Source organism: Eilatimonas milleporae (genome assembly GCF_003688555.1).
Taxonomy (GTDB): domain Bacteria; phylum Pseudomonadota; class Alphaproteobacteria; order Sphingomonadales; family Kordiimonadaceae; genus Eilatimonas; species Eilatimonas milleporae.
In genome coordinates this window covers 74,569-89,861 of record NZ_REFR01000017.1, presented here as the reverse complement: position 1 = coordinate 89,861, position 15,293 = coordinate 74,569, and the positions used below count along the sequence as shown (strand labels likewise).

General features: G+C 63.0%; 12 protein-coding genes. 3 read left to right on the top strand and 9 right to left on the bottom strand.

Features of this window, described 5'->3' with window-relative positions; genetic code table 11:
• Positions 1–21: 21 nt before the first annotated feature.
• From dnaN to gyrB, 3 genes are read left to right on the top strand one after another with little or no spacing between them, the layout of a single operon-like run.
• Positions 22–1,137: a DNA polymerase III subunit beta gene (gene dnaN / locus BXY39_RS18800; RefSeq protein WP_121940453.1), complete on the top strand. Its 1,116-nt coding sequence runs from the start codon at positions 22–24 to the stop codon at positions 1,135–1,137.
• Positions 1,138–1,176: 39 nt separating this feature from the next.
• Positions 1,177–2,541, top strand: a complete 1,365-nt coding sequence (gene recF / locus BXY39_RS18795; protein ID WP_211332349.1) for a DNA replication/repair protein RecF — start codon at positions 1,177–1,179, stop codon at positions 2,539–2,541.
• A 7-nt stretch (positions 2,542–2,548) separates the two neighbouring features.
• The gene (gene gyrB / locus BXY39_RS18790; RefSeq protein ID WP_121940451.1) at positions 2,549–4,996 is read left to right on the top strand and encodes a DNA topoisomerase (ATP-hydrolyzing) subunit B; all 2,448 of its coding nucleotides are present in this window, start codon (positions 2,549–2,551) and stop codon (positions 4,994–4,996) included.
• 60 nt (positions 4,997–5,056) lie between these two features.
• On the opposite strand, the gene purU is transcribed toward gyrB, so the two are convergent.
• The 9 genes from purU to BXY39_RS18745 are packed head-to-tail and all read right to left on the bottom strand — an operon-like array spanning position 5,057 to position 15,151.
• Complete coding sequence (gene purU, locus BXY39_RS18785; RefSeq protein ID WP_121940450.1) at positions 5,057–5,920, bottom strand: formyltetrahydrofolate deformylase; 864 nt, start codon at positions 5,918–5,920, stop codon at positions 5,057–5,059.
• A complete protein-coding gene (locus BXY39_RS18780) occupies positions 5,913–6,443 on the bottom strand; it encodes a sarcosine oxidase subunit gamma (protein WP_170163966.1) in 531 nt (176 codons plus the stop codon). Before BXY39_RS18780 ends, purU begins: the two co-directional genes overlap by 8 nt.
• The gene (locus BXY39_RS18775; RefSeq protein WP_121940448.1) at positions 6,436–9,369 is read right to left on the bottom strand and encodes a sarcosine oxidase subunit alpha family protein; all 2,934 of its coding nucleotides are present in this window, start codon (positions 9,367–9,369) and stop codon (positions 6,436–6,438) included. The genes BXY39_RS18780 and BXY39_RS18775 overlap by 8 nt, the downstream gene beginning before the upstream one ends.
• Positions 9,366–9,626, bottom strand: a complete 261-nt coding sequence (locus tag BXY39_RS18770; protein ID WP_121940447.1) for a sarcosine oxidase subunit delta — start codon at positions 9,624–9,626, stop codon at positions 9,366–9,368. The genes BXY39_RS18775 and BXY39_RS18770 overlap by 4 nt, the downstream gene beginning before the upstream one ends.
• An 11-nt stretch (positions 9,627–9,637) precedes the next feature.
• Positions 9,638–10,888: a sarcosine oxidase subunit beta family protein gene (locus tag BXY39_RS18765; protein ID WP_121940446.1), complete on the bottom strand. Its 1,251-nt coding sequence runs from the start codon at positions 10,886–10,888 to the stop codon at positions 9,638–9,640.
• 41 nt (positions 10,889–10,929) lie between these two features.
• Positions 10,930–12,240, bottom strand: coding sequence for a type III glutamate--ammonia ligase (gene glnT / locus BXY39_RS18760; protein ID WP_121940445.1), 1,311 nt, complete (start codon positions 12,238–12,240; stop codon positions 10,930–10,932).
• Between the two features lie 24 nt (positions 12,241–12,264).
• A complete protein-coding gene (locus BXY39_RS18755) occupies positions 12,265–13,596 on the bottom strand; it encodes an FMN-binding glutamate synthase family protein (RefSeq protein WP_121940444.1) in 1,332 nt (443 codons plus the stop codon).
• Complete coding sequence (locus BXY39_RS18750; protein WP_121940443.1) at positions 13,596–14,285, bottom strand: protein glxC; 690 nt, start codon at positions 14,283–14,285, stop codon at positions 13,596–13,598. Before BXY39_RS18750 ends, BXY39_RS18755 begins: the two co-directional genes overlap by 1 nt.
• Entirely contained in the window at positions 14,282–15,151 is an 870-nt protein-coding gene (locus tag BXY39_RS18745; RefSeq protein WP_121940442.1) for a class II glutamine amidotransferase, read from the bottom strand. Before BXY39_RS18745 ends, BXY39_RS18750 begins: the two co-directional genes overlap by 4 nt.
• Positions 15,152–15,293: the final 142 nt, after the last annotated feature.

The following is a 15,293-nucleotide window of genomic DNA, read 5'->3' as shown; positions in this document are numbered from 1 at the left end:
CGGAAAAGAAGAATACGATCCATGAAAGTGACCATTGAACGTTCGGCTCTCCTGAAGTCCCTCAGCCACGTCCAGTCGGTGGTCGAACGGCGCAATACCATTCCGATCCTGTCCAATGTCATGCTGGAGGCGGACGGCGACGGTCTTGGCCTGACGGCAACCGATCTCGATATTTCCATTGTCGAGCGGACACCGGCCACCATTGCGGTTGCAGGTGCGACCACGGTTCCGGCCCATACGCTGTTCGACATCGTCCGCAAGCTGCCCGACGGGGCGGAGGTGGAACTGACACTGGAGGACGGCGACCGTCTCATCGTGCAGGCGGGGCGGTCACGCTTTACCCTGACCTGTCTGGACAGGGAAGATTTCCCCGTGATGAGCGAAGGGGACATGCCGCACCGTTTCGCCCTGGCATCGGAAGAGCTGAAGCGCCTGATCGACAAGGCCCGCTTCGCCATTTCGACGGAAGAAACCCGCTATTATCTGAACGGTATCTATCTGCATGTCATGGACGGTGACAGCAGCCAGCGCCTGCGCGCCGTGGCGACGGACGGGCACCGGCTTGCCCAGGTCGAGCAGGACCTGCCCGAAGGGGCCGCCGGCATACCCGGTGTGATCATTCCGCGCAAAACCGTCGGGGAAATCCGCAAACTGATCGACGAGATCGACGGTCCGGTGGACATCGCCCTGTCCGATACGAAGATCCGGTTCAGCTTTGCCAGCGCGGTCGTCACATCGAAGCTGATCGACGGCACCTTCCCGGACTACAGCCGCGTCATCCCGCAGGGCAATGACAAGGAACTCAAAATGGATTGCCGCCTGTTCGCGGAAGCCGTCGACCGGGTTTCGACCATCAGTTCGGACAAAACCCGCTCGGTCAAACTGTCCCTGGACAATGACCAGCTGACCCTGTCGGTCAACAGCCCGGACAGCGGCACGGCGCGCGAGGAACTGTCGGCGGCCTATGCGTCCGACCCGCTGGAGATCGGTTTCAACAGCCGGTACCTCCTGGATATCCTGACACAGGTCGAGGGCGAAACGGTCGACGTGCAGCTTGCGGACCCGTCGGCACCGACAATTCTGCGCGACACGGTGGACGAGGGCGCCCTGTATGTGCTGATGCCGATGCGCGTGTGAGCGGGCACGGCCTGAGCCAGACATCCCATGGACGGCGGCATGGTTACTGTCTCTGACACGAGGGATTTCATCCCCATGTCGGACGCCGGCATAGCGGATGCCGGTGTGGAGGCCTCTGAACGCGGACCTGCCGTGCGTATCGAGACCCTGCGCCTGAACCGGTTCCGCAGCTACGGCGATGCCCGTATCACCGTTCCGACGTGGGCGCGCCTGGTGGTGCTGACAGGGCCAAACGGCGCCGGCAAGACGAATGTGCTGGAGGCCATCAGTTATCTGGCACCGGGGCGGGGTCTGCGCGGGGCAAGCATGGTCGATGTGGTCCATAGGCAAGGCGGCGATGCAGACCGGGGCGATGCAGACTGGGGCGATGCAGACTGGGGCGATATTGGCACATGGGCCGTTTCCGCCACGTTGTCGGTTGCGGGGGAAAGCATCCGTGCCGGTACCGGATGGACCACCCCGGAGAAACGCGGCAGCGGCGGCAGCGGCCGCCGTCAGGTGCGTATCGACGGCCAGACATACCCATCCAGCGCCGCGCTGGGCGAACACTGGACGGTCTCCTGGCTGACGCCGCAGATGGACCGGTTGTTTATCGAGGGGCCAAGCGCACGGCGCCGTTTCCTCGACAGGATGGTGATCGGGCTGCACCCGGACCATGCCCGGCAGGTGGCGGCCTATGAGCGCGCCATGCGCGAACGCAACAGGCTGCTGGCCGGCGGAGCGGCAGCGGACCCGCGCTGGCTGGCGGCGCTGGAAGCCCGGCTGGCGGAACACGGTGTCGCCATTGCCGTTGCCCGCGTCGATTTCGTGGCGCAACTGGCGGGACAGCTGAGCGGGCACTTGGCGGAAGACGACCGGGACGGTTCCGGGCAAGACAGCGCCTTTCCGCAAGCGGCCCTGGCGATAGACGGCTGGCTTGAAGGGGTACTGGCCGACGGCATGGCCGCGACGGACGCGGAGACGATGATGGCGGCCCGGCTGGAAACGCTGCGCGGTGAGGACGCGGCAAAGGGCCGGACGGGTGCGGGCGTGCACAAAAGCGACCTGGTGGTGACGCATCTGGGCAAGGCCATGCCGGCGGGGCAATGCTCCACCGGGGAACAGAAAGCCCTGCTGATCGCCCTGACGCTGGCCAACTGCCGGCTGCAAACCGCCCTGAAGGGACGGGCGCCCATCCTGCTTCTGGATGAGGTGGCCGCCCATCTGGATGCAACGCGGCGCGAGGCCCTGTTCGCAAACCTCGCGCGGCTGGGCGGGCAGTGCTGGATCACCGGCACCGACCGCGCCCTGTTTGAGGATATGGCGCCCGGAACAGCGCTTTTCGAGGTGAAGACCGGTATTGTGACAGCCGTTTCGGCAGATGTTGCGGGCACAACGAAAAAGACCGAAGGCAAAGAGGACTGAACATTTTATGAGCGAAACTGGAAACGAGCCGATCGACGGTGGTGCTGACGGCGGCGAATACGGCGCTGAATCCATCAAGGTTCTGAAAGGCCTGGACGCGGTGCGAAAGCGGCCGGGCATGTATATCGGCGACACGGAAGACGGCTCGGGCCTGCATCACATGGTCTTCGAGGTCAGCGACAATGCCATTGACGAGGCCCTGGCCGGGCACTGCGACACGGTGACGATGACGCTGAACCCGAACGGCAGTTGCACGGTCACCGACAACGGGCGCGGCATTCCGGTCGACATTCACGAGGAAGAAGGCGTGTCCGCCGCTCAGGTGATCATGACGCAACTGCATGCCGGCGGGAAATTCGACCAGAACAGCTACAAGGTCTCGGGCGGTCTGCACGGTGTCGGTGTCTCCGTCGTCAACGCCTTGTCCGACTGGTTGGAACTGCGCATCTGGCGCGACGGCAAGGAACATTTCATGCGTTTCGAGCACGGCGAGCCGGTCGAGGACCTGAAAGTTGTCGGCGACGCCGGGAACAACAAGGGCACCGCGGTCACCTTTCTGCCGGCGGTCAGCACCTTCAAGAATATCGAGTTCGACTTTGCAAAGCTGGAACACCGTTTCCGCGAGCTGGCGTTCCTGAATTCGGGCGTGCGCATCGTGCTGAACGACCGCCGCCATGCCGAGGTGAAAGAGGTTGAGCTGTATTATGAGGGCGGCATTACCGCCTTCGTGAAATATCTGGACCGGTCAAAAACAAGTCTGATCGGCGAGCCCATCACCGTCACCGGCGAACGGGACGGCATCACGACCGAGCTGTCCCTGCAATGGAATGACAGCTATCACGAAAATGTCTTCTGCTTTACCAACAACATCCCCCAGCGCGACGGCGGCACTCACCTGGCGGCGTTCCGCGCCGCGCTGACGCGGTCCATCAACACCTATGTCAATGAAAGCGGGCTGGCGAAAAAGTCCAAGGTCACGCTGTCCGGTGACGATGCCCGCGAAGGGCTGACCGCGGTCCTGTCCGTCAAGGTGCCGGACCCGAAATTTTCCTCGCAGACCAAGGACAAGCTGGTCTCGTCCGAGGTGCGCCCGGCGGTTGAAAGCCTGGTGGGCGAAAAACTGGGTGAATGGTTCGGCGAGCATCCCTCGCAGGCGCGCTCAGTGATCCAGAAGATCATCGACGCCGCCACCGCGCGTGAAGCCGCGCGCAAGGCGCGCGAACTGACGCGGCGGAAAGGGGCGCTGGACATCGCCTCGCTGCCCGGCAAGCTGGCCGACTGCCAGGAGCGGGACCCGGCCAAATCCGAGCTGTTCATCGTCGAGGGCGATTCCGCCGGCGGCTCGGCCAAGCAGGGACGCGACCGGCGGACCCAGGCCATTCTGCCCCTGCGCGGAAAAATCCTGAATGTGGAACGTGCACGGTTCGACCGGATGCTGGGATCGAACGAAATCGGCACGCTGATCACGGCCCTTGGCACCGGGATCGGGCGCGAGGATTTCAACATTGAAAAGCTGCGCTACCACAAGATCATCATCATGACGGATGCGGATGTGGACGGCGCCCATATCCGTACCCTGCTGCTGACGTTTTTCTATCGCCAGATGCCCGACCTGTTCGAGCGCGGCAATATCTATATCGCCCAGCCGCCGCTGTACAAGGTCAGCCGCGGCAAGTCGGAAGTGTATCTGAAAGACGACAAGGCGCTGGACGACTATCTGTTGCAGGCCGGTATTCAGGATGTGGTGCTTCAGGACGCGGCCGGCGGGCAGCATGCGGGCGCCGCCCTGACCGACATGGCGACAACCGCCCGGCGTATCCGCAGCGTGATGACGGGCGTGCCGCCACGCTACAATCAGATGCTGGTGGAAACCCTGGCCCTGATGGGCGGATTTTCGCACACGGCGCTGGCCACCCCGGACAGCCGGAACGCCCTAGCGGCACAAGCGGCCGCGCGGCTCAACGCCCGCGCCGCTGCCACGGAAGAGGACGGCTGGGTCGGCGAGGCCCTCGGTGAAGGGGGCTATCTGTTCCGTCACGAGGTGCGCGGCATCATCGATCTGCACCGGATCGACGGCCCGCTGGTGGACAGCCAGGAAGCCCGCAGCCTGGATACGCTGATGACGCCGCTCGCCGACCTGTTCGGTGCAGGGATGACCCTGACGCGGCGGGAAGACACATATCAGATCCACTCGCCCCTGGGACTGCTCGGACAATTGCTGACCTTTGGCCGCAAGGGCCTGTCGATCCAGCGATACAAAGGCCTCGGCGAAATGAATCCGGGGCAGTTGTGGGAAACCACGCTGGACCCCGAGGTGCGCTCGCTTCTACAAGTCAAGATCACCGAGGCCGACACGGCCGACGAAATCTTCACCCGACTGATGGGCGACGTGGTGGAAGAACGGCGCACGTTCATCCAGGACAACGCGCTGAGCGTCGTCAATCTGGATGTTTAAGACACGTCAGTTACGAAGCCAATAGATCACCCGGCTGACTGACCAGTCAGTCTGGTGGTATCAATCGCGAAAGACGACGGTTTTACGCCCGTTCAGCATGACGCGGTCGTCCAGGTGATAGCGCACGGCGCGGGCGAGTACACGGCGTTCGATATCACGGCCCTTGCGGATCAGGTCCGCCGGTGTATCGGCGTGGGAGATCCGCTCCACATCCTGTTCGATGATGGGGCCTTCATCCAGATCGGCGGTGACATAGTGCGCCGTCGCACCGATGACCTTGACACCCCGCGCATGGGCCTGATGGTAGGGACGCGCACCCTTGAAACCGGGCAGGAAGCTGTGATGGATATTGATACAGCGACCGCTGAGCTTGTCCGCCAGGCCATCGGACAGAATCTGCATATAGCGCGCCAGCACCACAAGATCCGTGCCCGTCTCCCCAACGAGCCGCCATAGCGCGGTTTCCTGATCGGCTTTCGTCTCTTTTGTCACCGGCAGATGATGAAATGGCAGACCCGACAGATCCAGGCCGTCATATGTGTCGCGCGGATGGTTGGAGACGATGGCGGATATGTCCATCGGTAACTCGCCGATGCGTCTGCGGTACAGTAAATCCGCCAGACAGTGGTCGAATTTCGATGCCATGATCATCACCCGTTGACGCCGGGTCCGGTCACGCATGGTCCAGCGCAGGCCCAGTTCCTCGGCGATGGCGGTGAAATCCGCCTGTAGCGGCTGATAATGATCGCCGCCATCCGGCAGGGTGAAGAGAACGCGCATGAAGAACAAACCATGTTCGACATCGTCATATTGCTGGGCGCTGAAAATATCCCCGCCCCGTGCGAAAAGGGCCTTGGAAACCGCAGCGACAATGCCCGGGCGGTTCGGGCAGGACAGGGTGAGACTGTATCCGGTATCAATCATGGGGCAGTCCTTCGCGGCCCGAAGCCGTGGTAAGCCAATCATTGAAACTGTTTGCGAAACTGCGGAAAACGGCGGCGCATATCCGGTCTCCTGAACTGTCCGGGCGCCACAGCACAACGGAAAAACGGTTCACACCGGTTACAGCGGCGTGACCGGGTTTGAAAGCCCCTTCGTGCAAATCGACAGCGCATCCTTTTGACAAAACCCGGCGCGCCTCGCCGGCCGGCAGGGAAAAGATCGTCCAGACATCGGACTGATCCGATATGCCGGCATGCGCGGCGAGGCCGTCACTTTCAAGCGGTCCCCGGACAAGCCACTGGTCCGGCCCGATCCAGATGAAACGTATACCGCCGCCGCCTACAGTCCGGTTGACAGGCGGCAGAAGGAGACCGGTTTGCCGTTCAACCGCCCGGCCTAGGGCAGTCCCATGCCCCCGCCGGGCGCTGAGGACCGTGAGCGGTTGCGGTTCCGCGATGGGAAAGACCGGATCGCGCACCGCCGGAACAGCCGTCAGGTCAGGCACGCACCCTCTCCCCCTTCGGATCGACGAAAACCGGTGTGCAGACCTCGACCAGCGTGTCCCGACCGCGCAGCGGATCGACGGCACGCAAGGATTTGCCGAGAAAGGCATCGGCATCGGCATCGGCCAGGAAACCCAACCCGATATGGGCCCGCACCGTTGGCGAATAGGCCGACGATGTCACATGGCCTGCATCGACCACCGCCGTGGCTGCCCCTTCCAACGGCAACAAATGCGCGCCGGCCTGAAAAGGCTCATGGGATTTCACCCCCACCAGACGGGGGCGCCCTTCCTCGTTCAGCATGGGGCGCAGGGCCATTCTGCGGCCGACAAAGTCCTTCTTCTTGGACATCATCCCGGCCAGACCCAGATCACGGGCCGTGGTTTGCCCGTTCAGCTCCGGGCCAGCGACATGGCCTTTTTCAATACGCATCACGCTGAGCGCCTCGGTACCGTAGGGGCAGATTCCGAATGCCGCGCCCACCTGCATCAGGGCACGGGCCAGCGCGTCGCCGTAACGGGCCGGCACAGCGATTTCGTAGGCCAGTTCGCCGGAGAAGGACAGGCGAAAGACACGACCCGATACACCCAGTACCGTCGTTTCCATCACCCCCATATAGGGCAGGGCCTCATTGGAAACATCATCCCCGACCAGTTTCGCCAGCACCCGCCGCGATTGCGGGCCGGCCAGAGCGAACTGCGCCCACTGGTCCGTCACCGAGACAAACTGCACATCCAGGTCCGGCCACAAACAGTGGTGACAGAATTTCATATGCTGAAACACCGGCCCGGCCTGTGCTGTCGTCGTTGTCATGACATAATAGTCCTGACGCAGACGGCTGGTGGTGCCGTCATCCATGGCAAAGCCGTCTTCGCGCAGCATCAGGCCATAACGGGCCCTGCCGACGGCAAGTTTTTGCCAGGCGTTGATATACAGCCGCTCCAGAAAGACACCGGCATCAGGCCCGAAGACATCGATTTTGCCCAGCGTCGAAACATCGCAAAAACCGACGGCACCGCGCACGGTGGCGACTTCGCGGTCGACAACCGTGCGCCAGTGGGTTTCACCCGGTTTCGGGAAATACCGCGCCCGCAGCCAGACCCCGGCCTCGACGAAAACGGCGCCCTGTTCGCAGGCCCAGGCATGGCTTGGCGGCAATCTGACGGGACGAAAAGTCCGCCCCCTGTTTTCAGCGGCGAGGGCACCGACGGCAACGGGCACATGAGGCGGACGATAGGTGGTTGTCCCGACGCGTTCCATCGGCTCGCCCCGGGCCGAGGCCAGAATGGCAAGGCCGTTCAGGTTTGAGGTGCGCCCCTGGTCCGTCGCCATGCCGAGGGTGGTGTAGCGCTTGACATGTTCGACGGCGCGAAAGCCTTCACGGTGTGCCTGAACGATATCGTCCGCCGTCACATCATGCTGGAAATCGACAAAAGCCTTCGTCCGGCTGCCGCACACCCGCCAAAACGGCATGTGATCCGTTGTCTCCGCCTGCATATCCGGTATGTCCGGTGCCACGGCCGGTATGCCGCGCGCCGACAGGACCCGCTGCGCGGCCCGCAGGCCACTGCGCAGCGCGGACATGGCCGACAAAGCACCATCAAGACCGCCGGCGGCGGACATGAGCGCGGGCAACCGTCCCGGCACAAATGCTTTCAGGTCATCGTCCCAGCGGGGCCTGGAACCCAGATGACAGGTCAGGCCGATATTGGGGCTCCAACCGCCGGAGACCGCCAGCAGATCGCAGGGCAGTTTTATCCCCTGGCCACCGGCACGCGTCGCCACCGATACGGACGACAGGCTTCCAAACCCGTGCGCATCCTTGACGACAGCCCCCAGCATATGCGGCGCATCCACAGCGTCTTTCAACACAGGCGTCACCGTATCGCGGGGGTCCACGACCGCTTCAATATCAACGCCGGCGGCGGCAAGCCTTGCCGCAGCGCGCCAACCGTCATCGGTCGCGGTGAAAACCACGGCCCGGCGGCCCGGACGGACGGCATAGCGCACAGCATAGGACCGCGCCGCCGAGGCCAGCATGACACCGGGTTTGTCATTCCCGCCGAAGACGATCCCCCGTTCCTGGGCACCGGTGGCGAGAATCGCGTGTCCAGCGATAATTTTCCAGTATCGTTGAAGCCCCGTGCCACCGTTTGATCCCGGTTGTTCAAGGGCCGCGAACACGCCGCCGTCATAAACGCCGAAAACGCTGGTGCGCGGCAGAAGAACGACACTGTCAAGGCTGGCCAGTTCGGCCACCACCGCCGACAGCCACGCGGCGGCTTTGGCGTCATCCCCGCCAAGAAGCCAGCCCCCCATCTGAAAATCCTCTTCCGCCAGAATAACCCGGACACCGGCGCGGCCCGCTGTCAGAGCCGCCATCAGACCGGCCGGCCCGGACCCGACCACCAGCAGGTCGCAGTGGGCATATTGACGTTCGTAGCGGCGGTCGTCTGCCTGACCGCTTAACCGGCCGAGGCCGGCGGCACGACGGATCAGCGGCTCATACAGCTTTTCCCAGAAAGCGGACGGCCACATGAAGGTCTTGTAGTAAAATCCGGCGGACAACAGGGGTGCAAACCAGCCGGCAGCGGCCATGGCGTCAAAGCGCAGCGACGGCCAGCGATTCTGGCTGACCGCGCTCATACCGTCGATCAGTTCAATGCCGGTTGCCTTGCCGTTGGGGTCCTGGGCCGCGCCGACGCCCAGTTGGACGAGGGCGTTCGGCTCCGACGTATCCGCCGTATAAAGACCGCGCGGGCGATGATATTTGAACGAACGGCCAAACACCTTCACACCGTTCGCCAGCAGCGCAGAGGCCAGCGTATCGCCCGGATGGCCGGTATAGCGTTTGCCGTCGAAGCGGAAGCGGCAGGTACGGGTACGGTCGATCAAACCGCCGGACGGGATACGCCATAGCCCAGTCATGTCCGGTCCTTCGCGGGAACGGCACGCAGGATATCGTGACTGCGTGTATCGCGTTCGACGATCAGCCACGCGCCGCACCCCACAGCGTGGTACCACAGCTCGCGGTGGAGCCCTGCGGGGTTGTCCCGCATGAAGACATAATCGGTCCAGACAGCCTCCGGGGCTTGCGGGTCCGGCCGGTCCATCAGCCCGGCATCGCCGCGATAGACGAATTCGCCGGACAGGCGCGGACCGCAATAGGGGCATGGGATCATCATCGCCGGGTTCCTCAGTGCAGGTTTGGCTGGGCGCCCTGGCCCTTTTCATCGATGACGGTACCGTGCGCGAACCGGTCCAGACGAAAAGCGGCCGCAGCCGGGTGAGGGGCATCTTTTGCAATAAGATGGGCAAAGCACAGACCGCTGGCCGGCGTGGCCTTGAACCCGCCGTAACACCAGCCCGCATTGAGATAGAGACCGTCCACCGGGGTTCTGTCGATGATGGGGCTGCCGTCCATGCTCATGTCCACGGTACCGCCCCAGTGCCGCAGAACCCTTGCCCTGCCGATGGCGGGCATCAGGGACATGGCGCCTTCGCACACATCCTCGACCACATCCAGATTGCCGCGCTGGGCATAGCTGTTATAGCCATCGAGGTCGCCGCCAAAGACGAGCCCGCCCTTGTCCGACTGGCTGACATAAAAATGCCCGGCGCCATAGGTCACCACACAGTTGAGAAAGGGCTTCAGACTTTCACTGACAAAAGCCTGCAACACATGGCTTTCGATCGGCAGGCGCAGACCGGCCATGGCGGCCAGACGTGAGCTGTTGCCCGCCACCGCCACACCGACCCTGGCGGCGGCGATGGGACCGCGCGTTGTTTCCACGCCGAGTATACGGTTCCCGGCGATGCGCAGACCCGTGACCTCGCAATTCTGGATGATATGCACACCGTAACGGTCGGCCGCGCGGGCATAGCCCCAGGCCACGGCATCATGACGCACGGTGCCGCCACGCGGCTGCAACAGGCCGCCGCGAATGGGAAACCGCGCATCGTCGAAATTGAGGAAAGGAAGGCGCCCGCGCACCGCATCCGCTTCCAGCAGGACCGCATCCACGCCGTTCAGACGCATGGCATTGCCACGGCGGACAAAGGCATCACGCTGCGCGTCGGAATGATACAGGTTCAGCACGCCGCGCTGGCTGACCATGACATTGTAATTCAGTGCCCGCTCCAAGCCTTCCCACAATGTCAAAGCCAATTCATAAAAGCGAATATTCTCGTCCAGCAGATAGTTGGACCTGACGATTGTGGTGTTGCGTCCCACATTGCCGCCCCCGATCCAGCCCTTTTCCAGGACAGCCACACTGGTCAGACCGAATTCGGTGGCCAGATAATAGGCGGTCGCAAGGCCGTGCCCGCCACCACCGACGACAACGGCGTCATAAGCCGGCCCAGGCTCGGCGTCGCGCCATTGCGGCGGCCACACCGTGTGACCGGCAAGCGCATTGCGCAGCAAACTGACAACCGAATATTTCATATCCCCAACGCAATCCTGCGGCCCGGACAGGGCCCGGCTCCTTAACAGTCCAGGGTATTTTGCCGCTCCCAATCCGTCAGATGACGGGCGTAGGCGTTCCATTCCGTCATTTTCAGCTTGTCGTAAGCGGCAATGAAATCCGGGCCGAATGCTGCCGTCAGGACGGGGCAGTCCTTCAAAGCCCGGAGGGCGTCGAGCAGGTTCATCGGCAGTTTCCTGTCGGCGTATTCCGACCGGTCATCCACTTCGTACATATTGATGTCCAGCCGCGTGCCGGGGTCCCGTTCATTGGCAATACCGTCAAGACCGGCCGCCAGCATCCCCGCGGGCAGAAGATAGGGATTGGCCGCCCCGTCGCCGAGCCGCAACTCGATCCGACCGGGGTCGGGAATGCGGATCATATGGGTGCGGTTGTTGCCGCTGTAACTGATGGTGTTGGGGGACCATGTCGCACCGGACGCCGTATGGGGCGCGTTGATCCGTTTGTAACTGTTCACCGCCGGATTGCTCAGTGCCGTCAGGCCGCGGGCGGACCGCATAAGGCCGCCGATGAAATGATAGGCCAGACGCGACAGGCCCAGGTCGCCGCCCGCGTCCTCGAACAAATTGGTCCCATCCTTTCCGGACCAGAGCGAGGCATGCACATGACAGCCGTTGCCGGTCAGATGCGCGAAGGGTTTGGGCATGAAGGTCGCGCGCAGGCCGTGTTTTTCGGCGATGGACCTGACCATGAATTTGAAAAAGGCGTGCCGGTCCGCCGTGATCAGCGCATGGTCATATTCCCAATTCATTTCAAACTGGCCGTTGGCATCTTCATGATCGCTTTGATACGGGCGCCATCCGAGGGTCTGCATGGCATCGCCGATTTCCGCAATGACGTCATAGCGCCTGAGCAAAGCCTGCTGGTCATAGCAGGGCTTGGACTGGGTATCGTGCGGATCGGACAGGGCGTTGCCGGAGGCATCCAGCAAAAAATATTCGCATTCCACGCCGGTCTTGAAATCAAAGCCCATATCCGCGGCAGCGGCGATCATGCGTTTCAGCACATTGCGTGGTGCATGGGACAGGGGCCTGCCGGACATGACCGGATCCGCCGGCATCCAGGCCACCTCCGGTTTCCAGGGCAGCGGGATGATGGTACCGGTATCGGGCACGGCGAACATGTCCGTATCGGCCGGACTGAGGTCAAGCCAGGCGGCAAAGCCCGCGAAGCCGGCACCGGTTGCGGTCATGCCATCCACGGCGGCGGCCGGCACCAGCTTGGACCGTTGCACCCCGAACAGGTCGGTGAAAGAGATCAGGAAATATTTGATGCCCTTTTCTTCGGCCATGTCCTTAAGCGGCGTTGCCATGTGTCCTCCCCCTTATTATTTCCCTCAGCCGTCGGATCGTCCGGGTATCCAGTCGGTACCGGCCAGCGGTATCCCGGCCATGGCGGCGGCTTCCACGGTCAGCGCGGCGAGATCTTCGGGTTCCAGATTGCGCACATGGCTTTTGCCGCAGGCCCGCGCGATGGTCTGGGTTTCCATCGTCAGAACGGAGAGATAATTGGCCAGCCGGCGCCCGGCCGCGATCGGGTCCAGCCGCGCGGCCAGCGCCGGGTCCTGTGTGCTGATACCGGCGGGATCACGCCCGTCCTGCCAGTCGTCATACGCCCCGGCAGTGGTGCCGAGCGCCTGATACTCGGCCTCCCACTTCGGGTCATTGTCACCTATGGCGACCAGAGCCGCCGTGCCGAGGGACACGGCGTCCGCCCCGAGGGCGAGCGCCTTGGCCACATCGGCGCCGCTGCGGATCCCGCCGGAGACGATAAGCTGCACCTGACGGTGCATGCCCAGGTCTTCCAGGGCGCGGACGGCAGGGCGGATGGCGGCCAGGGTGGGAATGCCCACATGTTCGATAAACACGTCCTGTGTCGCGGCGGTGCCGCCCTGCATGCCATCCAGGACAATGACGTCCGCGCCGGCCTTGACCGCCAGCGTCACGTCATAATAGGGCCGCGTCGCCCCCACTTTTACATAGACAGGCTTTTCCCAGTCGGTGATTTCGCGCAGTTCCTCGATCTTGATTTCAAGATCGTCCGGACCGGTCCAATCGGGATGACGGCAGGCCGAACGCTGGTCGATCCCTTTCGGCAGAGTGCGCATTTCGGCCACCCTGTCCGAGATTTTCTGCCCCAGCAGCATGCCACCGCCGCCCGGCTTGGCCCCCTGGCCGACGACGATCTCGATGGCGTCGGCCTTACGCAGATCATCCGGATTCATCCCGTAGCGCGACGGCAGATACTGATAGACCAGAAGCGTCGAATGGTGCCGTTCTTCCGGTGTCATACCGCCGTCGCCGGTCGTGGTGGACGTGCCGGCAATGGACGCACCGCGCCCCAACGCCTCCTTGGCGGGGGCGGACAGGGACCCGAAACTCATCCCTGCGATGGTGATGGGGGTTTTCAGATGCAAGGGCTTTTTGGCGAAGCGTGTGCCCAGCACCACATCCGTCGCGCAGGTTTCGCGGTATCCCTCCAGCGGATAGCGGGAGACGGACGCACCGAGAAAAACCAGATCGTCGAAACAGGGAATACGGCGTTTCGCGCCGCCGCCGCGAATATCGTAAATGCCGGTGGCGGCGGCACGGCGGATTTCCGACAGGGTGTGGAGGTCGAAAGTCGCCGAATGACGCGGGAGGGTACCGGGATGCTCTGTATCCGCCATCAATAGGCCCCCGCATTGTCGGTATGGAAATTATAAAGCCGCCGGGCGGAGCCATAGCGGTTGAAATCGCCTGGGTCCGCATCCACATCCGCCGCGTCCAGAAGCCGCCGCAGGGCGGCAAGGGCCTCGCCGGTCAGGGGTTTCCGTCCACAGTCGGCGCCCAGGCTCTTCACCGTGCCGCGCACAAAAATCTGTGCCTCGTAAAGGGAATCGCCCAGCGCCTCGCCCGCGTCGCCAAGGACGACCAGATTGCCGGCCTGCGCCATGAAAGCGGACATGGGACCAACCGAGCCCTTGACGATAATATCGACGCCTTTCATGGAGATGCCGCAACGGGCCGACGCGTTGCCGTCCACGATCAGCGTACCGCCATGGGCGGTGGCGCCGGCGGACTGGCTGACATCGCCTTTCACATGGACACGGCCGGACATCATGTTTTCGGCGATACCGACCCCGGCGGACCCGGCGACAGTAACGCTGGCGTGCTGGTTCATGCCGGCGCAGTAATAGCCGACAGGGCCGATGATCTCCACATCGACAGGGGCGTTCAGACCGACCGCAAGGGCATGCCTGCCACCAGGATTGACAATCCGCACCGTTTTATCGTCGCCGTCCGACCGGGAGGGCCATGCATGCAGGGCCGCGTTCAGGTCCCGTGTGGTCTGCCGGGCGAGATCAAACTCGATCATGCGGCCCGCTCCCAAAAATAAACGGTTGCCGGTTCCGGCTCCCACACCCGTGCCGTGTCGATACCGGGCAGCCCGGCCAGGGCGCGGTATTCCGAACCGAAGGCGATCAAATCCCCGGTCTCGGCCATGACCGCCGGTTTGCAGGCGATGGCGTCACGCAGTACGCCGAACCCGCTTTCCGTTCCGACCACAAAGGTGAAAAAGCCGTCCAGATCTTCAAGCGCCCGATCCAGGGCCTGTTTCAGGCTCATACCCCGGTTCAGGCACCAGGTGAGATAACCGGCCGCCACTTCCGAATCATTATCCGTCTGGAAGGCAATCCCCTCGGACCGGAGGCGCCGGCGCAGGGAAGCGTGGTTGGACAGCGACCCGTTATGGACAAGGCATAAATCCGGACCCGTATTGAAAGGATGGGCGCCGTCGGTCGTCACGGCGGATTCCGTTGCCATCCGGGTATGTCCCAGCCCGTGCGTTCCCGTCATCCGGGACAGGTCGAATTCCTCGGCCACGGCGGCGGGCAAGCCGATACCCTTATACAGTTCCATCCGTTTGCCGATGCCGACGACGGCGGCTCCGGCCTCATTCAGCGCGGCGATCACCGTTTCGCTTTCGTCCAAAGGCACCGTCAGAACCGCGTGGCTGCCACAGCGCCTGGGGGCGTATGTCTCGGCAAAGGCCGGCAGCGGTTCGGCATCCGCCGGGCGCACGGTCAGCTTGAGCATGCCGTCATCCCCGCCGGAATAGACGGCGAACCCGGCACTGTCGGGTCCGCGTTCGCTCATGGTTTCCAGCATGCCGGCCAGAAGGGTGCCGAGCCGGCCTTCATATTTCGGTGTTTTGGCGAAAAGTCCGACAATTCCGCACATGCATCTACCCTCCCCGACATATGCGAGTTAATCGATATCATCGAAAAATGTCAATCCAGAAGATAATTTTTTTCTTAATAAGAAATTTGCGCCAACGCCTGAGGCGATGTAGAAGCGTTTAAAGAGAGCAGGAAAACCCCGT